This window comes from Listeria monocytogenes, from assembly GCF_041765605.1.
Lineage (GTDB): Bacteria > Bacillota > Bacilli > Lactobacillales > Listeriaceae > Listeria > Listeria monocytogenes_D.
Map to the genome: position 1 here is coordinate 841,218 of NZ_CP168900.1, position 21,237 is coordinate 862,454.

At 39.0% G+C, this 21,237-nt stretch carries 18 protein-coding genes; 14 read left to right on the forward strand and 4 right to left on the reverse strand.

What is annotated here, in order from left to right:
* Nucleotides 1–565 precede the first annotated feature (565 nt).
* Together AB2Q86_RS04230 and AB2Q86_RS04235 are read right to left on the reverse strand one after the other, a co-directional pair.
* Nucleotides 566–1,339 carry an SDR family oxidoreductase gene (locus AB2Q86_RS04230; protein WP_012581712.1) on the reverse strand — a complete coding sequence of 258 codons (774 nt, stop codon included), beginning with the start codon at nt 1,337–1,339 and terminating at the stop codon, nt 566–568.
* 84 nt (nt 1,340–1,423) lie between these two features.
* Entirely contained in the window at nt 1,424–1,795 is a 372-nt protein-coding gene (locus AB2Q86_RS04235; protein ID WP_012581711.1) for a MerR family transcriptional regulator, read from the reverse strand.
* 314 nt (nt 1,796–2,109) lie between these two features.
* Between AB2Q86_RS04235 and AB2Q86_RS04240 the strand changes: the two genes are divergently transcribed.
* The 5 genes from AB2Q86_RS04240 to AB2Q86_RS04260 all read left to right on the forward strand — a co-directional run bounded on the left by AB2Q86_RS04240 (nt 2,110) and on the right by AB2Q86_RS04260 (nt 6,185).
* On the forward strand, nt 2,110–2,811 hold the full coding sequence (locus AB2Q86_RS04240) for a carbonic anhydrase (RefSeq protein ID WP_003730081.1): 702 nt from the start codon (nt 2,110–2,112) through the stop codon (nt 2,809–2,811).
* A 67-nt stretch (nt 2,812–2,878) separates the two neighbouring features.
* A complete protein-coding gene (locus AB2Q86_RS04245; RefSeq protein ID WP_003730082.1) occupies nt 2,879–3,421 on the forward strand; it encodes an HD domain-containing protein in 543 nt (180 codons plus the stop codon).
* Between the two features lie 137 nt (nt 3,422–3,558).
* Nucleotides 3,559–4,431: an ROK family protein gene (locus tag AB2Q86_RS04250; RefSeq protein WP_012581710.1), complete on the forward strand. Its 873-nt coding sequence runs from the start codon at nt 3,559–3,561 to the stop codon at nt 4,429–4,431.
* A gap of 84 nt (nt 4,432–4,515) precedes the next feature.
* Nucleotides 4,516–5,442, forward strand: a complete 927-nt coding sequence (locus AB2Q86_RS04255) for a nitronate monooxygenase (RefSeq protein ID WP_012581709.1) — start codon at nt 4,516–4,518, stop codon at nt 5,440–5,442.
* Nucleotides 5,443–5,756: 314 nt separating this feature from the next.
* Nucleotides 5,757–6,185: a hypothetical protein gene (locus tag AB2Q86_RS04260; protein WP_012581708.1), complete on the forward strand. Its 429-nt coding sequence runs from the start codon at nt 5,757–5,759 to the stop codon at nt 6,183–6,185.
* A gap of 61 nt (nt 6,186–6,246) precedes the next feature.
* On the opposite strand, the gene AB2Q86_RS04265 is transcribed toward AB2Q86_RS04260, so the two are convergent.
* Complete coding sequence (locus AB2Q86_RS04265) at nt 6,247–6,651, reverse strand: VOC family protein (protein ID WP_012581707.1); 405 nt, start codon at nt 6,649–6,651, stop codon at nt 6,247–6,249.
* 224 nt (nt 6,652–6,875) lie between these two features.
* Here AB2Q86_RS04265 and AB2Q86_RS04270 point away from each other — a divergent pair, with 224 nt between their 5' ends.
* The 4 genes from AB2Q86_RS04270 to AB2Q86_RS04285 all read left to right on the forward strand — a co-directional run bounded on the left by AB2Q86_RS04270 (nt 6,876) and on the right by AB2Q86_RS04285 (nt 11,717).
* Nucleotides 6,876–9,506 (forward strand): cation-translocating P-type ATPase, encoded by a 2,631-nt coding sequence (locus AB2Q86_RS04270; RefSeq protein ID WP_012581706.1) that lies wholly within the window; start codon nt 6,876–6,878, stop codon nt 9,504–9,506.
* Between the two features lie 14 nt (nt 9,507–9,520).
* A complete protein-coding gene (locus AB2Q86_RS04275) occupies nt 9,521–10,369 on the forward strand; it encodes a hypothetical protein (RefSeq protein WP_003729480.1) in 849 nt (282 codons plus the stop codon).
* Between the two features lie 111 nt (nt 10,370–10,480).
* Nucleotides 10,481–11,038 (forward strand): GNAT family N-acetyltransferase, encoded by a 558-nt coding sequence (locus tag AB2Q86_RS04280; protein WP_012581705.1) that lies wholly within the window; start codon nt 10,481–10,483, stop codon nt 11,036–11,038.
* A 16-nt stretch (nt 11,039–11,054) separates the two neighbouring features.
* Nucleotides 11,055–11,717, forward strand: coding sequence for a transmembrane domain-containing protein (locus AB2Q86_RS04285; RefSeq protein WP_012581704.1), 663 nt, complete (start codon nt 11,055–11,057; stop codon nt 11,715–11,717).
* 15 nt (nt 11,718–11,732) lie between these two features.
* Here the strand turns inward: AB2Q86_RS04285 and AB2Q86_RS04290 are convergent, their stop codons facing one another.
* Nucleotides 11,733–12,122 carry a MerR family transcriptional regulator gene (locus tag AB2Q86_RS04290; protein ID WP_003726374.1) on the reverse strand — a complete coding sequence of 130 codons (390 nt, stop codon included), beginning with the start codon at nt 12,120–12,122 and terminating at the stop codon, nt 11,733–11,735.
* 120 nt (nt 12,123–12,242) lie between these two features.
* Here AB2Q86_RS04290 and AB2Q86_RS04295 point away from each other — a divergent pair, with 120 nt between their 5' ends.
* The 5 genes from AB2Q86_RS04295 (at nt 12,243) to nifJ (ending at nt 21,070) form a co-directional block, all read left to right on the forward strand.
* The gene (locus tag AB2Q86_RS04295; RefSeq protein WP_003727139.1) at nt 12,243–13,067 is read left to right on the forward strand and encodes an aldo/keto reductase; all 825 of its coding nucleotides are present in this window, start codon (nt 12,243–12,245) and stop codon (nt 13,065–13,067) included.
* 78 nt (nt 13,068–13,145) lie between these two features.
* The gene (locus AB2Q86_RS04300; protein WP_012581703.1) at nt 13,146–14,114 is read left to right on the forward strand and encodes a winged helix DNA-binding domain-containing protein; all 969 of its coding nucleotides are present in this window, start codon (nt 13,146–13,148) and stop codon (nt 14,112–14,114) included.
* 40 nt (nt 14,115–14,154) lie between these two features.
* Nucleotides 14,155–15,435 (forward strand): hydroxymethylglutaryl-CoA reductase, degradative, encoded by a 1,281-nt coding sequence (locus tag AB2Q86_RS04305; RefSeq protein ID WP_012581702.1) that lies wholly within the window; start codon nt 14,155–14,157, stop codon nt 15,433–15,435.
* Between the two features lie 198 nt (nt 15,436–15,633).
* Nucleotides 15,634–17,268, forward strand: a complete 1,635-nt coding sequence (locus tag AB2Q86_RS04310; protein WP_012581701.1) for a Na/Pi cotransporter family protein — start codon at nt 15,634–15,636, stop codon at nt 17,266–17,268.
* A 154-nt stretch (nt 17,269–17,422) separates the two neighbouring features.
* Complete coding sequence (gene nifJ / locus AB2Q86_RS04315) at nt 17,423–21,070, forward strand: pyruvate:ferredoxin (flavodoxin) oxidoreductase (RefSeq protein ID WP_012581700.1); 3,648 nt, start codon at nt 17,423–17,425, stop codon at nt 21,068–21,070.
* Nucleotides 21,071–21,237 lie beyond the last annotated feature (167 nt).

Here is a 21,237-nt window from a genome sequence, read left to right on the forward strand (position 1 = left end):
AATAATCTTTTATTCTAATCATCAGGTAGGTATCGTTCTTGCAAGGTTTATTGAGAAATAATTTGGATACAAATAATCAAGTAAGTATTTTACTAGAATTAGGCTTATTTTATGTTTATTGTGAGGAGAATATATGGAGAAACCTACTAATATTTATAAAGACAAAAAAAGAATAAGTGGTTCTATTGAGCTTATTTAGATAAGGATAAAAATGATAATAAGTATAGAAAAGACTAAACGGGGGTTTTTCCACGCAAAAAGAGGCGAAGTAGACATGTATTAAATCAATTAAGCCACATTATTTGGTACATTTCCATGTTGCGATGTTAGTTGAAATGAATATTCGGTTATTGATGATTCAAGAACAATTGTGACATGCGAAAATCCAAATTCTGTTAGGAACTATGAATTATTTATATCCCAAAGCAGATGACCGAGTGGTAGACGAAATTGATAAGTTATTTGGTTAAAATATTCTACCAGAAAAACTTTGAAAACAAGACTTCCTATCAAATAATTAGATTAGACTCTTGTATTCTAATACAAGAGTCTTTTTTACAGTTCCTTATTTTTGATTAAATGAGGCTTGGTTTGCGTAAGAAAACAAATTTTCAGTTAAAGTTAGGGAGAATGTTGTCCTATCAATCATGCCGACAATTTTGTCGCTGTCATACAAATCTAATAAGAATTGGGCCATTTCATCACTTGTATGATAATTATTAAATTTTTTGTCATAGTCATAGTCGCTTACATTATTTGCTTTTTGTCCAAATTCGGTTTTGGTAGCAGCTGGTGCTAATACTTTTGCTTGAAGTGGCGAATCGCTTTCTCGTAATTCCAAACTTAATGCTTCAGTAAAGGAACTAACATAGAATTTACTAGCACAATAAGTTGCTGCGGCAGGAACCATCGTATAGCCGCCTGCTGAAGAAACATTAATTAGTTGTGTACCTGATTGGTCATGATACTTTCTAACATACAAGACTGATAGAACTGTTAATGCTTCAATATTCAAATGAAGAAGTTGTAAAGTCTTAGTTAGGCTCTGGTTTTTAACTTCACTATAATATCCTAGACCAGCATTATTTATCCATGTTTCAATGAAATAAAGATCCAATTCAGAAAATAATTTCTCTAAACGGTCTATTTTTGTTAAATCAATCGCTTTGATTAGGACTTCAATTTCGGGTACTTCCTTCTCAATCTCATTTTTCAACTTCAACAAATTAGCTTCTCTTCTGGCAATTAAGATGAGATTTTTTTTGTGTTTTGCAAACTGTTTAGCGGTAGCATAGCCAATACCGGAACTCGCGCCTGTGATGACAACATATTTTTTCATGGCAATTCCTCCTAGCATTTTAGTATGAATCAACTATAAATGCTGGAGTTAACACCATGTCAACCCTTCTTATACGAGCAGAAATTATTTAATATCTCGTTCACTCAACATTTCCTTATAAATATCTATTTTATTTAGTAGAAACTGGGTATATAGCTCAGTTTCTTCCCTTTTCTCAACTAAAATATCATATTGCCTATATAACAAAGTCATACGTTGCTCGATGGTTTGATCTCCCAGATACCGAAGTTTTGCATATTCCTTAATATTTTTAATTGGCATGCCTGTCTGTTTTAATTTTTTTATGAAATTAATCCAAGTAATATCCGAACTATCATAAATTCTACGGTTGATCTCATTTCTTTTTGGTAAAATTAGTTTTTCTTTTTCATAATATCGTAATGTATCAATTGATAACTCCACTTCTTTTGAAAATGCACCAATTGTGTAATTCACTTGTATTCATCTCCTCTTTTAAATGGATATGGTGTTAAGTCCAGCATGCTACATAAAAAGGAGCGGGGAAAGGATGAGTGAAACGAATACAATTCTTACTGAATATCGTTCTAGAAGACAATTTTCAAATTTATAGTATAATGTTCTAAACTGGATATTTCCTGTTTATGATGGACCGAAAATAAAGCTACCAGTATCTTTCAGCAGGTTCACGCGAGAGTCACAACACGAACATTAAGCATATAACTTGTGAAATAGATCAGCTATCCGCTAAAATAATGTTACGCAATTTTTTTCGAAAAGGAGAAATGGTTATGACTAAGGAGAAAGTGTTATGGGGTTACGATGAGAAGACTGGGCCAGAAATGTGGGGGCATATCTGCTCTGACTTTGAAATCGCACATACTGGAAAGGCACAATCGCCGGTAGATATTGAACAAGCTGACGTTGTGAAATTAAAACCATCAACAATGAAATTTTACTATAAAGAAACAGACTATACGATTAGAAGAATTGAGCAATCGGTGCATGTTTTTCCGCATGACAAAGAACAAGGGTTACGCTTTAACGGCGAGTATTATCCGCTTGTATCATTCCATGCACATATTCCGGCTGAGCATTTGCTTGACGGTTATATATATCCGATTGAATGGCATTTTGTTCATGAAAAACCAGACGGCACAACACTTGTTATGAGTGCTTGGATGGAAATTGATAATACAAACAATGTCGAATTCAAAGATTTACCAACCTATTTCCCAGAAGTGTTCGCTGATTTTGAAACAGAACGGGAAATTACTTTGGATGTAAATGAATTTATGCCAGAAGAACGTGTTTTCTATACATACCAAGGTTCACGGACGACACCACCAACCGTGGAAGGCGTAACTTGGATCGTGTTAAAAAATGCGAAGACACTTGGTCAAGAAGATTTCACTGAATTTGAAAAAGCAATTGGTAATACAAGTCGACCAGTACAAGATTTAAATGGTCGTGAAATTACTTTTTACAATTAAAAAACTAGAAAGCCTCGCTCGAATCTTGTATAGTATAGACATAGATTCTGAGTGGAGGCTTCTTTTTATGTATGAAAAAGCGAGACAGATGATGATTGAAGCGCATAGTGGCCAAGTTCGCAAAATTACTGGCGAGCCTTATTTTTCGCACCCTTTAAACGTAGCGAGAATTTTGCGCCGCGCTGGTTTTCGCGAAGAAGTTGTTGTCGCGGGATTACTGCACGATGCCGTTGAGGATACGGAAATGACCGATGCCGATATTCGCGCAACATTTGGTGATGAAGTAGCTGATTTAGTAGCGTCTCATACAGAAAATAAAACCTTATCCTGGGAAGAACGTAAAGCGCACACAATCGAACAAGTGCGCACCGGAAATTTAGAAGAAAAAGCGTTAATCGTGGCGGATAAGCTAGACAATTTAACTTCCGTCAAATATGCCTTAAGCTCAGAAGGAAAGTCTGTCTGGAGCTATTTTAAACGCGGCTATGATCTGCAAAAATGGTACAACCAAGGGATTAAAAATAATATGGAATACGGATTAAATCCATCTGAAATCCCTCCATTTTTTGATGAATATGCGCGACTTGTGAAGTGGATTTTTAAGAAGTAAAATTTTGTGTTTAAATATCTGTTAAATTAGGTATTTAGAATTAAATTAATAAGTTTTTAGAAAACAAGTTTCTTTTTCCAGAAATCTATTGTAAAATGAAAGCGTTATAAAACTTACGAGAAGGGAAGTTTTTTTGAATGGTTTATGGAGCAATTGAAGCAGGCGGAACTAAGTTTGTTGTAGCAATCGGAGAAAAGTCAGGGAAAATTATTAAGCGCGAGAGCTACCCGACAACGGAGCCAGCAGAAACAATGAAAGCAGTCATTCAATTTTTTAAACAGTATGAGGATGAATTAAAAGCAATTGGGATTGGCTCATTTGGACCGATTGATATTCGGAAATCAAGTACTACATACGGTTATATCACGCAAACACCAAAACTTGCATGGCGCAATTATGATATCGTTGGTGCAATGAAAAAAGAATTTAATGTACCTATTGGTTTTACGACGGATGTTAATGCAGCCGCTTTAGGAGAGGTAAGTTTAGGCGCGGCAGCAGGTTTGGATAGTTGTATTTATTTAACGATCGGAACAGGAATCGGTGGTGGAGCGGTTGTTTCCGGTAAAATTCTCGAAGGTTTCTCTCACCCAGAAATGGGACATATTATGGTGCGCCGTCATAAGCGTGACCGTTTCACAGGCAGCTGCCCGAGTCATAGCGACTGTTTAGAAGGTCTCGCAGCAGGTGGAGCAATTGAAAAACGTTGGGGTCAAAAAGCGGCAGAACTTGCGGATAATGAAGAAGTGTGGAATTTAGAAGCGCATTATATCGCGCAAGCTTTAATGAATTATACACTTATCCTATCCCCAGAAAGAATCGTGTTAGGTGGAGGCGTCATGAAACAACGCCAACTTTTCCCACTTGTCCGTCAAAAATTGAAGGCACTCGTGAATAATTATGTGCAATTGCCGGATTTAGAAGAATATATCGTTCCTCCAAAACTAGAAGATGATGCTGGGATAACTGGCTGTGTCTTACTAGCAGTGGATGCTGAAGAGTCCAATTAAAGCCGAAAAACAGCTCTAGTTTATAGGGCTGTTTTTTGATATACTAAATTGTGATAAAACAAACAAGAACGCAGGAGGAAAAAGATGTCCATTACGAACTTATTAAATATTAAATATCCGATTATCCAAGGTGCGATGGCTCAAATTGCCAAAGCTCCACTTGTAGCCGCTGTGTCTAATGCAGGCGGTTTAGGAATTATCGCTTCTGGCGGAATGACTGCCGACATGCTACGCGAAGAAATCCAAAAAACAAAAGCACTGACAGATAAACCATTTGGCGTCAACTTAATGCTAATGATGACCAATATTGCCGAATTAACCGAAGTAATTATTGAAGAAAAAGTGGGAATCGTTACAACCGGAGCGGGAACGCCAAAAACGTTCATGCCAATTTGGAAAGAAGCTGGAATTATCGTGATTCCCGTTGTCCCATCCGTGATGATTGCTAAGCGTATGGAAAAAATGGGCGCAGATGCAGTTATCGCAGAAGGAACAGAAGCAGGCGGACACGTCGGCGAAACAACAACAATGGCACTTTTACCTCAAATCGTGGATGCTGTAACTATTCCAGTCATTGGCGCAGGAGGAATTGCAGATGGGCGTGGAATCGTCGCAGCGCTAGCTCTAGGTGCAAAAGGCGTCCAAATCGGTACACGCTTCCTAGCAACCGATGAATGTCCAGTACACCCGGACTTCAAAGCAGCCGTGATTAAAGCTTCCGACCGCGACACAATGGTTACCGGTCGAAAAGCAGGCGCACCAGTCCGCTCGATTAAAAACAAAATGATCAAAGAATACATCCGTTTAGAAGAAGAAAACGCCGATCGCGACACGTTAGAAGAGCTAACTTTAGGTTCTTTACGAAAAGCAGTACAAGAAGGCGACACAGACAACGGCTCTGTCATGGCCGGTCAAATCGCTGGCTTAATTACAGAAATCAAACCTTGTAAAGATGTTATCGAAGAAATGATGACAGAGGCTAAGAATGTGATTGCTGGGTTAGAATTATAAACTAAAAACAGTTATTTTCTGCTTAATAAAGTAGAGAATAACTGTTTTTTTGTAGTTGCGATGTTGGCTCTAAAGGTAAAGTCGAAAAATGCACTAATTTGTTCTGTAGTTGGCTATATTTATACACAGAGGTTCACAAAACGCTCACAAAATGGAATCGTTGCTGGTGCTATAATGGAAGGGTGGAAATGAATGGACTAATATATTTGAAGGATTAAAAAAACTAGATGCTCTAGTTCACAAAAAATGGACAGAAGAAGAAATCTCCTATTTAAAAAATATGATTTGAAAATTTTAGGAGAAGGGGGTAAGAAATGGACTGGCTAACTATACTAAATAATCCAAAGAAAAGTAAGCGTGATAAATTGGAAGCGATTGGTTTTATCCGAGATACTTTAGATTATGGGGATATACCAGATGATACTGCGTTAGAAATAGTCAATAACTTAGCTAAGCAAGTTGTAAAACAGAATGATTCAGACATTAAAGAATCCATACTTGATGCCATGCTAGAAGGGTCAAAAGCCCCTTTTGTTGAAAAAACAATTAACTTAGCTCCTATCGTGAAGCATTTAAACGAATTTAATGAGGCGTGTTTAAGTTATATATTAAGTTTATTAGGAAATTCTGGGGAAATTGCTTACAGAGCAATTATTGAATCTTATAAAACTAATTTAAGTTTAAAAGAAGATGTGGAAGAGGCACTAGCAGAAATGGATTATAGAATTAAAAATAACTTATGAATACATTTCTTAAAAAAACCAGTTACCCAACAAACTCCTGGCGTAACTGGTTTTCTAAATCTCACCCAAAATTAAGCTGCCAAAACACCCCAAACCGGTCCGTAACTTGCGCATAAGTCGAACCCCAGAACGCCACTTGCAACTCCATCTCCACTTTGCCCGTAGCACTCAAAACTTCATAGGCGTACTTAATATCATCCTCTGTTTCAAAATTGATCAAGATCGTCACCCGATTGCCAATTGTAAAACCATCATAAGGCGCATCGGTAATATAAATAAATTCTTCGCCGTTTTTTGCTAAACGACTATGCATCAATCGCTCACCAAAAACGGCATCGCCATCAAAATTGTTCATCTCTTTAAAACGCTGAACGCTTGAAATCTCAGCTTGAAACACATCCGCATAAAATGTTAGCGCATCTTGACCTTCTCCGTTAAAAACTAAGTAAGGAACTGCAAAAGACATCTCATCATCTCCTATACAATTAATAGCTTTAGTATAAGCCTAATCTACTGCGAAGTCATGTCTCAAAATAATGAGGATTTGTGAATAAAAACAAAATACTTGCAAATAAACGTGATATATTATACAATTACACTAAGAAATCGGATATATTTAAATTAATATTTTTTTGCAATAAAATAAAGTAAGTACTTGCTTTTGGGAGTAGGTGCGTAGGAGGTAGATGTATGCTTTGGGTAAAAGAGTCAATTGAGCAACTTCTCAGCAAACTACACACGAATTTAGACACAGGGTTAACGAAAGAACAAGTGAAACAAAAACATGCAGAGTTCGGGACGAATGAATTTGAAGAGGGGAAGAAAGAATCACTTCTTCAAAAAATTGGTCACCATTTAGTTGAAATTACGACGATTGTGTTGCTTTTTGCAGCGGCGATTTCCGCTTATTTAGCAATTACAACCGGTTATGGTTGGGCGAAAGTGGTTGTTATTTTAGGGATTGTCGTGTTGAATATGGTGCTCGGCATTTACCAGGAAAACAGCGCCGAGAAAGCACTTGCTGCATTACAAAGTATGAATGCGCATTTAACGACGGTTGTTCGTGATGGTGTGCGGATGCAAGTGGACGCAACGGAATTAGTGCCAGGGGATATTATTGAAATCGTTGCAGGAGACATGATTCCTGCAGATGCACGGATTATTTCTAGTAGCAGTTTGCAAGTCGAGGAATCTGCGTTAACTGGCGAAAGTGTTCCAGTTGAAAAAGACGCAAATGCGGTTGTTTCGGAAAAAGCACCAATTGGCGACCGGCTGAATATGCTTTACTCAGGCTGTCTTGTAACAAATGGTCGTGCAACAGCGGTTGTCGTAGAAATTGGTATGGAAACAGAGATGGGGAAAATTGCTGGACTTTTAAACAGCACCTCAAAACTGATGACGCCTTTACAACTTCGCTTAAAAGAATTAGCAAAACGACTTAGTATTGTAGCACTTTTAGCAGGTATTTTAATTTTTATCATTGATGTATATGTTTACGGTGAAACGATTATTGAAACGTTGATGATCGCGATTTCTCTAGCTGTAGCAGCAGTTCCTGAGACGTTGCCAGTTATTGTGACATTAACACTTGCTTATGGGGTTCAAAATATGGTGCGGAAAAATACGATCATCCGCCGAATTCCTGCAGTAGAAACAATCGGAAATACGTCAGTTATTTGTTCTGATAAAACAGGAACATTAACGCAAAATAAAATGATTATCCAGCAAATTTGGGCAGCAGACCACACACCGATAAAAGCAACAGCTGAATTTGATACTGCAGAACAAAAAGTATTAGAAATGTTGAGCCTTTCCAGTAACGCGACGATTGATGTAACAGACGGCGAAGAAACCATTATTGGTGATCCAACCGAAAGTGCAATTATCCGACTACTGGAAGAAAAAGGAACAACGAAAAAAGCATTGGAAGCCAAATATCCACGCGTGTTCGAACTTCCTTTTGACTCAGATAGAAAGTTAATGACGACAATTCACCAAGTAGAAGACGGCTTTCTTTCCATTACAAAAGGTGCTTTTGACCGAATTCCCGTAAACTTTTCCGAGGCGTTTTTAGCGGAAGCGGAGCGGGTGCATGACAGTTTTGCGGAGGATGCACTTAGGGTGTTAGTTGTTGCCTATAAAAAATATCCGGAAATGCCGACAGACTTGTCTAGTGAGGCGCTTGAGACGGACTTAACGTTCGCGGGGATGGTTGGAATGATTGACCCACCGAGACCGGAAAGTAAAGCGGCTGTGTTAGCGGCGAAAAAAGCGGGTATTAAGACTGTAATGATTACTGGTGACCATATTGTAACGGCATCAGCAATTGCAAAAGAAATTGGTATTCTAACGGATGGGGACAAAGCGATTACTGGAGCAGAGCTTGCTGAAATGTCAGAAGCAGATCTGGAGAGAAACATTCGAGATTATGCGGTTTACGCTCGTGTTAGTCCAGAAGATAAAATTCGAATCGTTAAAGCTTGGCAGAAAAATGGTGAAATTGTCACGATGACAGGTGATGGTGTAAATGATGCGCCGGCTCTAAAAGCAGCAGATGTTGGAGCAGCAATGGGGATTACTGGAACAGATGTATCTAAAAACGCTGCAGATATGGTTATAACCGACGATAATTTTGCAACGATTGTAGATGCAGTCAAAGAAGGGCGTACAGCCTATGAGAATATCCGCAAAACGATTTACTTTTTACTAAGTACAAACTTTTCTCAAATTTTCATTATGTTAATTGCGATTATTCTTGGCTGGGGCGCGCCGGTTGTAGCTGTTCAGTTGCTATTAATCAACGTTGTGTCTGATGGGATTCCAGGCTTCTTCTTAAGTCGTGAAAAGGCAGATGACTCGATTATGGAGCGTAAGCCAATTCCAAAAAATGCAGGGATCTTTGCGAATGGACTTGGCAAGAAAATGGCGACACAAGCGGTTGTCTTTACGATTGTGACACTTGCAGGATTTTATATCGGACAGTTTGTAACGATTAATAATTCGATTGGTGCAAGTTATGAAGTAGGGATGACAATGGCGTTTGTTATTCTAGCATGGTCATCTGTTGCACATATTTTCAACGTAAGAAGTGATAAGTCGATTTTCACTATCGGATTTTTATCTAACCGTGGCTTGTTCTTTAGCGCGATTTGTTCGATGCTGATTATTTTAGGACTTGCGATTATTCCACCACTAGCAAACATGTTCTTCTTAGTAGAAATGAGCTTGACGCACTGGATTCTCGCATTCATCCTCTCGATGTTCCCACTCCTATTCGTAGAAATTCAAAAGCTTATTCAGCGAAAAAGAGCAAAAGCTTGAAGGAGGATAACTATATGAACGAAACAGAAAAATTGGTAGCTGCGTCATTAGAACGTAACTTTGGTAAAAATATCGGTACACGCTATCCTGGAAATGAGGAAGCGCAAATGCGTGCCGAGGAAGTTATTGAAGAAATTGCTATCGTTATTACACCCTTGGTTGAAAAATTAGGAATCGAAAGTAAGACCGTGAAAAAGACGATTCCATTCTTATATGAACTTCAAAAAAATCAATTTTGTGATATGAGCGCCTATCCGTATCCGCTACTTCTAGTCAATGGGACGAGTGCGGATACAGAAAAATATTGGCGGGATCTACCAACTTACTGGACCGATGATGCGAATAAAATCGTGCTACCGTATGTTTTAGAGCATATTAAAAATAATAAAGTACGTCAAAAACTACTAGCTTTTCATGCTTGGCTTTTAGGAGAAGTAGCAGAAATGAATGGAGTACTTGGAGCAGATTTTCGTGTAAAATTAGTTTTCGAGTCAGATATGCGTATTCGTTTACGGGTTTATGAAGTAGAACAAATTGCTATCGAAGTGCATTTTTTAGATAATCATGACACGGAACAACAACATTTAGGCTATGATGTGAGTTTAGATGCAGACTTCACCGAGAAAGCAAGGCTCTTATTACGCCAAGGTATTTTGACAGAAAACCTAGGTTTGGAAGCGCTGAAAGCTTATATGAAATCCGTTTTACCAATAGCGCATAGTTTGAAAAATTTGGAACAGTTAACGGAAGAAGAGACAAAAAAACTGACCAAATTGCTAACGCAAGAAGAACCTAAAATCATGGAAGATACAGATTTAACAAGTAAAGCATTAGACTTCTTACAAAACGCAGCACTGCAATAAGAATAAAATGCTATTTGGAGGAAAGTAATCCTAATAGCATTTTATTTTTGCAAGTAGGGCAGAAAGAATAGTAAAATGAGACAAAGAAATTAGAAATGAGGATGTAAAAAATTGATTCGACAAGCGAAAAAATCAGACGCGCCAAAAATTGCGCCCCTTTTACTAGTTATATGGAAAGATATGGAATTACCTATTTTAGAAGTAGAGACGGAAGAAGCGATTACAAATGCGCTAATCGAAGCGATTCAGACAGAAGATTATCGTTATAGTTATAGACATCTGCATGTCTATGAGAAAGATGGAGATATAGCAGGAGTTCTGGCAGGGTATCCTGGTGAAATCGAACCTGAAATCGACCGTGCTTGGAATGCGATTGCGAAGAAACACGGCATCACATACGACGAACCAATTTTTGTTGATAAAGAAACATTCCCTGGCGAATGGTACTTAGATTCAATCGTAACAAACGAAAAATATCGCGGTCATGGTGTTGGAACAGCGCTTCTTGCTAAATTAACAGAAATTGCTGCAGCAGATGGTGAAAAAGTAGTAGGATTAAATTGCGACAAAGGAAACCCGCATGCTAAGCGGCTATATGAACGTTTAGGATTTCATGTAACTGGTGAAACCACACTTAGCGGTCACGAATATGAACACATGCAAAAATAAGAAATGAGGCCAACCAATGAAAAAAATCATATTCACCGTAGTAATGAGTTTGGTGTTAGTTCTTGCTGGATGTGCTGATGTAACCAATACAGTAAAAGTGGATAAAAAAGGGGAAGCGACCATTTCCTTTGATATCGATATTTCTTCTGTAGCAGGGATTTTCGCCTCAAGTTACTCGGATGAAGTAGAATCCAAACTGAAGGAAGCTGGATTTACAGTAGATAAAAAATCAAATACAAGCTATCATATTGAAAAGAAACTAGATAAAAATGAAACAACGAAAAGCGATATGAAACCGGAAGATTTTGGAGTGAAAATTACTAATAGCAAAAGTTTCTTCACACAAAAAATCAAAGTAGATGCCGATATTGACATCGAAAAGATATGGAAAAAAGAAATGGCGGATGTTCCATTTCCAAAAGAAATTTTAAGCCAAGTTGATTATACATTTATTTTGGATTTACCAATTTCGTCAATTGGAGAGAACAATGCTAAAAGTGTGGATGGCGGGAAGCTCACTTGGGATGTGCCGCTCGACAAAAAATCCGAAATGTATTTTGAAGTCACTGTACCAAACGTAAAAAACATTGCGATTGTTGGTGGGATTCTACTTGTCGCAATCATTGGTCTACTTATTTATCTTATTAAAAGACATCGGAAAAAGAAAAAACAACTATAAAAAAGTGTGGATCAGTTAGCTAAACTGGTCCACACTTTTATTTACTGCTTGTTCTAACTCTTCGTAGCAAGCTAATTTTTTCTCGATTTTTTTAAATGCTCGGTCTAGCTCTGCTTGCCGGCGGTACATATCTTGTTGATGTTCTTTCAGTACAGCGATACGTTCGGAGACAGTACCGTCACCACCTTTAGTTAGTTCAACAATTTCTTTTTGTTTAGCAAGGGGCATTCCGGTGACGCGTAAACAAGTGAGTAGTTCAAGCCAGTGAAGGGCATCATTATCAAAAATTCGGTTATTATTTTTATCGCGTGCTAGAAAAGGGATTAATCCTTCTCGTTCATAATAGCGAATCGTATGGGCGCTTAAACCCGTGTGTTCAGAAGCTTCTTTGATTGTTTGTTGCACTAAAATCACCTCTTTTTTTCTTAATAATAGCACCTTGAAAATCGAAAAGCCAAATGTTTGCCTTTGAGTATACTCTAAGGTGTATAGTAAACGTGTTATTACTTTTAGGAGGCGGATAAATTGAACTTAAAAGATACAGTAAAACTTGCAAATGGTGTAGAAATGCCCCGTTTAGGATTTGGCGTATGGAAAGTGCAAGACGGCGATGAAGCAGTAAATTCTGTTAAATGGGCGATCGAAGCTGGTTACATTAGCATTGATACAGCTGCTGCTTACAAAAATGAAGAAGGCGTTGGTCAAGCGATTAAAGAGTCTGGCGTTAAAAGAGAAGACTTATTCGTAACAACGAAACTTTGGAATGCGGAGCAAGGTTATGAATCCACTTTGGCTGCATTTGATGAAAGCTTACGTAAATTAGAACTTGATTATGTAGACTTATATTTAATTCACTGGCCAGTTAAAGGTAAATTCAAAGACACTTGGCGCGCTTTTGAAAAATTATATAAAGATAAACGCGTTCGCGCAATCGGCGTATGTAACTTCCACGAACATCACCTAAAAGAATTAATGGAAGACGCGGAAATTGCGCCAATGGTAAACCAAATTGAATTACATCCACAATTAACACAAGAACCGTTACGCAAATTCTGTGCTGAAAACAACATTGTAGTAGAAGCTTGGTCTCCACTAGGTAATGGGAAATTACTCTCTAACCCAGAAATCAAAGCGATTGCCGATGCACATGGTAAATCAGTTGCACAAGTTATCTTACGTTGGGATTTACAAATCGGTGTCGTGACTATTCCGAAATCCGTTCACCAAGAACGTATTATCCAAAATGCTGATATTTTCGACTTCGAATTAAGCGAAGAAGAAGTAGCAAAAATCAGCGGATTAAATAAAGACGAAAGAACTGGCCCAGATCCAGACAACTTTAATTTCTAATAGTGAAAAAATCCCTTCCAGCTTATCGAACTGGAGGGGATTTTTATGCTACAATAAACTAAAAAAAGAGGTTAACAGATGGACGCAAAAACAATAATAGAAAACCGCTTTCGGAATCAGAAGTTAATACAAACTGCGTGGAGTAACTCTCCGGAAAGAATTGTTTTTCATTTTGGAGCAATGCAATCACAAAACTATGGTCAGTCGCTCTGGGCTGTTGGGAGTAGAATGACGACGCCAAGTGAAAAGGCTGTAGAGCAAGCGATTAATAATGGTGAAATTATCCGGACATGGCTTTTGCGCGGAACGATTCACTTGTTTTCAGCCAAAGATTATCACTGGATGATGGAGTTAATTGCGCCTTCCATAGATAAAATATGTAAGCCATATCGAGCGAAATTAGGCTTAACAGATGAGGTTCTTCATAAGGCTACAGAAGTCGTTTCGGAAATTGTTTCAGAACAAGCCGTTACGAGAAAAGACTTGGTGGCTCATTTAGCGACCAAAGATTTACCGAGTGCAGGGATTCCTTTTGCTCAGCTGTTAGTTTATTTAAGCTCGCGGAAAGTCATTTGTTCAGGCCCGAATGAAACTTTTAGAAATACGATGCATATTCCGGCTGATACGAATCATTTCACTCGAGAAGAAGCAATAAAAGAATTAGCCAAACGATACATCCAAAGCCATGCACCAGCTACTTTGAAAGATTTTTGTTTTTGGTCGGGATTGACTGTGAGCGATGCCAAAATAGGATTAGTAGCCATGCCTAAATTGGGCGATTATTACATAACAACATTAGCTAGAAATGACGCGGTAACTAGTACAATTCCACTGGCTGGTTTTGATGAATGGATTATCGGCTACCGAGATCGCTCAGCCGTTTTACCGGAAATATGGCACGATGAAATTATGACGAAAAATGGGATTTTCAGACCGGCGATTATCACGGAGGGCAAAGTAGTCGGGAAATGGGAAAAACCAAAGAAACGTGCTGAATTAGACGGAGATTTCTGGGACCGTTACATCCAGTTTCGAAATATGCTATAGTCAAGTAGATGGATAAATTTTAATTTGAGGTGATAAAGCTATGAATGCTTTTGATAAATTTTACAAAAAAACAGTAGAAGAACGACGTGCGATTTTGACAGAATATGCCGACTTAAATGAAGAAGAGGAGGCATTTTTAGCTTCTACAGGGGCGCTTTCTTTTGATAAAGCGAATCATATGATTGAAAACACGATTGGCATTTATTCGCTGCCGCTCGGATTAGGAATGAACATGCTTTTAAATGATAAACGTTATGTGGTACCGATGGCGATGGAAGAGCCTTCTGTTGTGGCGGCCCAAAGCGCTGGGGCGAAACTTATTGCACAAAATGGCGGGATAACTGGAAGTGCAACAAAACGAAAAATGATTGGTCAGATTGAGTTGATTTCTGTTTCTGATATCCAAGCAGCAAAAGAAAACATCATCGCGAACGAAGAACAACTAATTGCTATCGCTAACCAAGCGCATCCATCGTTACAAAAGCGTGGCGGTGGTGCGGTTGAAATTCAAGTCAGAACAGCACAAACAGCCAACGACGAAACGTTACTTATCGTTCATTTACTCGTAGACACCCAAGAAGCAATGGGCGCGAATATGGTCAATACGATGGTCGAAACCTTAGCGCCAGAATTAGAAATGTTGACGAACGGAACAGCCAATATGCGTATTTTATCTAATTTAGTAGATGAAGCGACCGCAACTGCTGTTTGTCGGATTAATCCAGAAAGTTTAGCAACCAAAACCCAGAGCGGTGAATGGGTTCGTGATAGAATCATTGCTGCATATGAATTTGCTGATGCAGACATTTACCGAGCAGCAACACATAATAAAGGAATAATGAATGGTATTGATGCGGTAATTATGGCGTTTGGGAACGATTGGCGCGCGGTAGAAGCGGCAAGTCACGCCTACGCAGCTAGAACAGGAAGCTACAAACCGATGTCTAAGTGGTCAAAAGATGCGGAGGGGTATTTGGTTGGGGAATTAACTTTACCGATGCCAGTAGCCTTTGTAGGAGGTTCTATCGGCATCCATCCAATCGCAACACTTTCGAAAAAAATTGCCCGTGTTGAATCAGCGAAGGAATTAGCGATGTTAGTATGTGCCGTTGGATTAACACAAAATTTATCAGCTTTAAAAGCACTCGTAACAGAAGGAATTCAACGCGGTCATATGTCATTACAAGCGAAATCACTAGCCATGACAGCCGGTGCAGAAGCAGATGAGATTGAAAAAGTAGCCACATTTTTACAAGAAAGTAAACAATTAAATGTAGTTGCTGCAAAAGAATTTATTACCAAATTACGCAGTGGAAAATAAAATAAATTATTAAGCCCACCTTTACAAAAACTTAACAATACATTCGGAACGTGATAAAGCCTTTAGTATCAACAACTTTCAGAGATTTACTTGGACTTCACTTTACAAAATAAAAAAAAGTTATTTACGTTGCTTTTACTTTCTTTTATGATGAAAAAAGAGTGAAATTACAAGATTACAAACAAAAAGGAGATATTCATGGGAGACATAAATATTCAGCAGATGATTTTTCAATTTATCGGAGGACTTGGAATTTTTCTTTTCGGTATAAAATACATGGGAGACGGACTGCAAATGGCAGCCGGCGACAGACTCCGTGATATTTTAGATAAGTACACAACGAATCCTTTTATGGGTGTACTTGCCGGGATTTTAGTTACTGTATTAATTCAAAGTAGCTCAGGTACAACTGTTTTGACGGTCGGACTAGTAAGTGCCGGATTTATGACGTTAAAACAAGCAATTGGTGTTATCATGGGGGCGAACATCGGAACAACCGTTACCGCCTTTATTATTGGGATTAAGCTATCCGAATACTCTTTACCAATAATTGCTGTTGGTGCAGTACTTTTATTCTTCTTTAAAAATCATAAAGTCAAAAATATTGGCCAAGTATTCTTTGGATTTGGTGCCTTATTTTATGGACTAGATTTGATGGGGCAAGGGATGAAACCTCTTGCTGGAATGGAATCTTTCCATGAATTAACTGCTCAAATGAGTACGAATCCATTCTTAGGTTTGCTAATCGGAACGATCTTCACGGCAGTTGTACAGTCATCGAGTGCGACTATCGGGATTTTACAAGAATTATATGGGCAAGGTGCGATTGATCTTCAAGCGGCCTTACCGGTTCTATTCGGTGACAATATCGGAACAACCATCACAGCTGTTCTTGCAGCGATTGGTGCGAGTGTTGCCGCGAAACGTGCAGCAGCGACACATGTTATCTTTAACTTAATCGGTGCCGTCATTTTCATGCTGGTACTTCCATTATTTACCGCACTGGTTTCCTATTTACAAGGATTGTTTGGACTAAATCCAGAGATGACGATTGCTGTCGCGCACGGGACGTTTAATATTACGAATACCTTTATTCAATTCTGGTTTATCGGTGCATTTGCATGGCTTGTTACGAAGCTTATTCCAGGCGACGACTCGCGAATTGATTATAAAACCAAACATTTGGATACGAATTTAATTGATCAATCTCCTGGTATCGCTCTTGAAATGGCACGTGAAGAAACGCTACGCATGGCGGATTACGCGAAATTCGGGTTGCAAGAAGCGAGACAATACCTTGTGAACCGGGAATCGAAGCATGCGGAATCGACTATTCAAGTAGAAGAAGCCGTAAATAATTTAGACCGAAAAATCACCGAGTATTTAACGAAAATTTCTTCTGTAGCCTTAACGAACAACGAGACAGAAGAGCACGCGCTAATGCTTGATACCGTTCGTGATATTGAACGCGTTGGTGATCACATGGAAAACATCGTAGAAAACATCGATCAACTAATTAAAAATAAAGCGAAAATGTCAGAAGAAGCTTCCGAGCAACTCATCGAAATGTTTGAGCTGACAACCGCGAATTTCGAACGTGCAGTGAAAGCAATGCACAAAAAAGATCGCACACTCGCAGAAGAAACTATTTTAGTAGAAAAAGATATTGATAAAGCAGAACGCAGATTACGTAAAAATCATATTCGTCGCTTAAACGAAGGCAAATGCCAAGTCGTTAGCGGAATTCTATACATTGATATCGTCAGTGATTTAGAACGAATTGGTGACCACGCGAACAACATTGCTGAATCTGTTTTAGAATTAAATGAATAAAAGGAAAAAGAAACTAGCTTAATTTTACAGCTGGTTTCTTTTTTTGTTAAAAATCTACACTTTTACTAGTCCTTGTGAAGCATTGAGTATAAACGAATAGTGGTGTAAAATAAGAATGATTATAAAACTAGAATGACTGGAAGTGTTGAGTCTTATGCGAAATAGAAAAACAATGGATGGAAACACGGCCGCAGCTTATATTTCTTATGCTTTTACAGAAGTTGCAGCAATCTATCCGATTACCCCTTCCTCCACCATGGCTGAACTTGTGGATGAATGGTCATCAAAGAACAAGAAAAATTTATTCAATGAACCCGTAAAAGTAGTAGAAATGCAATCAGAAGCAGGAGCGGCAGGAACTGTTCACGGATCACTTCAAGCTGGTGCGCTAACTAGCACATACACGGCGAGCCAAGGTTTACTTTTAATGATTCCTAATATGTACAAAATTGCCGGTGAACTATTGCCAACTGTTTTCCATGTTTCCGCAAGAACAATTTCGGCAGCCTCGCTAAATATTTTTGGCGACCATAGTGATGTGATGGCAGCGCGTCAAACAGGATTTGCGATGCTAGCAGAAGGTTCCGTTCAAGAAGTAATGGACTTATCCGCGGTTGCTCATCTGGCTTCACTAAAAGGAAGTTTGCCATTTTTAAATTTCTTTGACGGCTTCCGCACAAGTCATGAATTACAAAAAGTCGAAGTACTCGAATACGACGAATTAGAAAATTCACTCGACAAAGAGGCATTACAACAATTCAGAAATCGGGCTATGACACCAAATAATCCTAAAACTTTAGGTTCGAATCAAAATCCAGATATCTTTTTCCAACAAAGAGAAACGGTGAACCGCTATTACGAGGAAATCCCTAACATTGTTCAAAATTATATGAAAGAAATCAATCAGCTTCGTGGCACGGATTATGACTTAGTAAATTATTATGGAGCAGAAGACGCAACAGACGTGATTGTGGCGATGGGTTCTGTAACGCCGGTCATTGAGCAAGTTATTGATTACTTAACAACGCAAGGCAAGAAAGTGGGATTACTCAATATCCGTTTATATCGTCCTTTCCCAGCAGAAACCTTTTTAGCAAAACTACCGAAAACAGTAGAACGCGTGGCTGTTCTAGATCGGACGAAAGAACCCGGATCAGGCGGGGAACCACTTTTACTCGACGTGCAAAGTGTGCTTTATGATAGTGAGACTCGTCCACTAGTTATTGGCGGTAGATATGGCTTAGGTTCAAAAGATGTTACACCAGACCAGATTCTCGGTGTTTATTCGCACCTAACGACAGAAAATCCAAAACCGCGCTTTACAATTGGAATTACGGATGATATTACTAATCTTTCTATTGAAAATACAGGACCGAGCGATCTAACTTCAGAAAAAACGTTCCAATGTAAATTCTGGGGCTTCGGTTCGGATGGGACAGTTGGCGCGAATAAAGCCGCTATCAAAATTATTGGCGATAACACCGATTTATATGCACAAGGTTACTTTTCCTATGATTCGAAAAAATCGGGCGGGCTAACTGTTTCGCATTTGCGCTTTGGTGAAAAACGAATTCGCTCAGCCTATCTAATCCAACAAGCGGATTTTGTCTCATGCTCCACCTCGGCCTATTTACGTTCCTATGATTTATTAAAAGGTTTAAAACCAGGCGGAACATTCTTGCTCAATACCATTTGGGAAGGCAAACAGTTAGAACGCCATTTGCCAGCTGCCATGCGTGAATATATTGCGAAAAATAATATTCAATTTTATACATTAAATGCGATGAGAATTGCAGGAGAAGCAGGACTTGGTAGAAGAATTAATACCGTTATGCAAACGGCCTTTTTCCGAGTGACCGACATTTTACCGTTCGAAAAAGCACTTGCTGATTTAAAAGCATCGGCTATCGCTACTTACGGGAAAAAAGATATGGCGGTTGCAGAGAAAAATATTTTCGCGATGGACCAAACTGTTGCTAATTTGCATAAAGTAGAAGTTCCTGCAAGCTGGGCAAATCCAGTTGTAACAGCAGAAACGAATGCAACGACTGAAAAACCAGCTTATGTACAAAATATCCTTGAGCCAGTGAATCGCTTAGAAGGCGATAACTTGACTGTTGGTGATTTAATTTCGAATGGTATGGTCAGTGGGGCTTATCCTCCGGGGACTGCAGCTTACGAAAAACGCGGAATTGCACTCGAAGTTCCTGAATGGATTTCTGAAAACTGTACGATGTGTAATGAATGCGCCTTTGTTTGTCCGCATGCTGCCATTCGTCCGATTTTAACAGATGAAGAAGAAATGGAATCTGCTCCAGAAGGTTTTATGACAAGAGAAATGCGCGGCAAAGATGGCCTTCGTTACCGTATCCAAGTTTCCCCAATGGACTGCACTGGTTGTAACTTATGTGCGGAAACGTGTCCGGCGAAAGATAAAGCGCTTGTAATGAAACCATTTGAAGAAGTGGCAGCTAAAGAAAATCCGAATTGGTCATTTGCGATTAATGTGAAACCGAAGAAAAACCCTGGGAAGAAAAATACTGTGCCAGGAAGCCAATTTGAACAACCGTTACTGGAGTTCTCTGGTGCTTGTGCAGGTTGCGGTGAAACTCCTTATGTTAAATTATTAACGCAAATGTTTGGCGACCGGATGATGATTGCTAATGCAACTGGTTGTTCCTCTATTTGGGGCGCATCTGCACCTGCAACGCCTTATACTGTCAATGATAAAGGACATGGACCGGCGTGGGGCAATTCCCTTTTAGAAGATAACGCAGAATATGGTTATGGTATGTATTTAGCAAACCAAACCATGCGAAAAGCTTTAAACAATAAAGTGACAAAAGCGCTCAGAGAAGAAGCCATGTCAGAAACGTTACGCGAGGCGCTTGTTGACTGGCAAACACAAATGGATGTTTCAGAAGATACACGCGAACGGGCAGAAGCATTACAACTTGCGCTTCTTAGTGAGATGGAAGATAGCGCGGCACTCGAATCCATCTATAATGACCGAGAATTATTTATTAAACGATCGCAGTGGATGCTTGGAGGCGACGGCTGGGCTTATGATATTGGCTTCGGCGGAATTGATCATGTGTTAGCATCAGGCGAAGATGTAAATATTTTCGTAATGGATAATGAAGTATATTCAAATACTGGTGGACAATCATCGAAAGCCACACCAACCGCAGCAATTGCCAAATTTGCTTCAGGCGGGAAATCTGTCGGCAAAAAAGACCTTGGTATTATGGCGATGAGTTACGGAAATATCTATGTGGCGCAAATTGCGATGGGGGCGAACAAACGTCAAACCTTAAAAGCTATTGAAGAAGCAGAGGCATATCCAGGACCATCTCTAATTATTGCTTATACGCCGTGTATTAATCACGGTATTTCAAGCGGTATGAAAACGATGCTAAGTGAAACGCAAAAAGCAGTGGAATGCGGCTACTGGAGCTTGTACCGTTATAATCCAGCACTAGAAGAAAAAGGAAAAAATCCAATGACAATGGATTATAAAAAAGTCGATTTCGATCAATTCGAAGACTTCCTAAAACGCGAAACACGATACTCAGCGCTTTACAAAGCAAATCCAGATGTTGCAACAAAACTATCCGAAAAAACCCGTTTAGATGCAGAAAAACGTTTTAAACGCTATGCGACGATGGCTGGGCTTGATTTAGAGAAAATTTTAAAGAAAAAAGAAGTAACAGAAGAAGTGAAAGCACCTGTGGATGATGAGCGAGCAGCTAGAAAAGCTGCGCGTGAGGCTAGAAGATTAGCACGGGAGCAAGGGAAATAAAAAAGAAGGTCCAGCATTAGCTGGACCTTCTTTTTTGCTTTTGATCTGTGGGAATCAGAAGCAATGTGGGAATGAATAGATATTCTCTTATGAAAGTTATAAAGAAATAACTACTATTTAAATATAACTTTTTTTCTTGGAAGATGCACTAGGAAAATTAAGCGAGA

Bases quoted from the DNA above. Each gene is read 5' to 3' on its own strand.
- AB2Q86_RS04230 (WP_012581712.1), bottom strand. From the start codon at position 1,339: ATGAAAAAATATGTTGTCATCACAGGCGCGAGTTCCGGTATTGGCTAT.
- AB2Q86_RS04240 (WP_003730081.1), top strand. From the start codon at position 2,110: ATGACTAAGGAGAAAGTGTTATGGGGTTACGATGAGAAGACTGGGCCA.
- AB2Q86_RS04245 (WP_003730082.1), top strand. From the start codon at position 2,879: ATGTATGAAAAAGCGAGACAGATGATGATTGAAGCGCATAGTGGCCAA.
- AB2Q86_RS04250 (WP_012581710.1), top strand. From the start codon at position 3,559: ATGGTTTATGGAGCAATTGAAGCAGGCGGAACTAAGTTTGTTGTAGCA.
- AB2Q86_RS04255 (WP_012581709.1), top strand. From the start codon at position 4,516: ATGTCCATTACGAACTTATTAAATATTAAATATCCGATTATCCAAGGT.
- AB2Q86_RS04260 (WP_012581708.1), top strand. From the start codon at position 5,757: ATGGACTGGCTAACTATACTAAATAATCCAAAGAAAAGTAAGCGTGAT.
- AB2Q86_RS04265 (WP_012581707.1), bottom strand. From the start codon at position 6,651: ATGTCTTTTGCAGTTCCTTACTTAGTTTTTAACGGAGAAGGTCAAGAT.
- AB2Q86_RS04270 (WP_012581706.1), top strand. From the start codon at position 6,876: ATGCTTTGGGTAAAAGAGTCAATTGAGCAACTTCTCAGCAAACTACAC.
- AB2Q86_RS04275 (WP_003729480.1), top strand. From the start codon at position 9,521: ATGAACGAAACAGAAAAATTGGTAGCTGCGTCATTAGAACGTAACTTT.
- AB2Q86_RS04285 (WP_012581704.1), top strand. From the start codon at position 11,055: ATGAAAAAAATCATATTCACCGTAGTAATGAGTTTGGTGTTAGTTCTT.
- AB2Q86_RS04300 (WP_012581703.1), top strand. From the start codon at position 13,146: ATGGACGCAAAAACAATAATAGAAAACCGCTTTCGGAATCAGAAGTTA.
- AB2Q86_RS04305 (WP_012581702.1), top strand. From the start codon at position 14,155: ATGAATGCTTTTGATAAATTTTACAAAAAAACAGTAGAAGAACGACGT.
- AB2Q86_RS04310 (WP_012581701.1), top strand. From the start codon at position 15,634: ATGGGAGACATAAATATTCAGCAGATGATTTTTCAATTTATCGGAGGA.
- nifJ (WP_012581700.1), top strand. From the start codon at position 17,423: ATGCGAAATAGAAAAACAATGGATGGAAACACGGCCGCAGCTTATATT.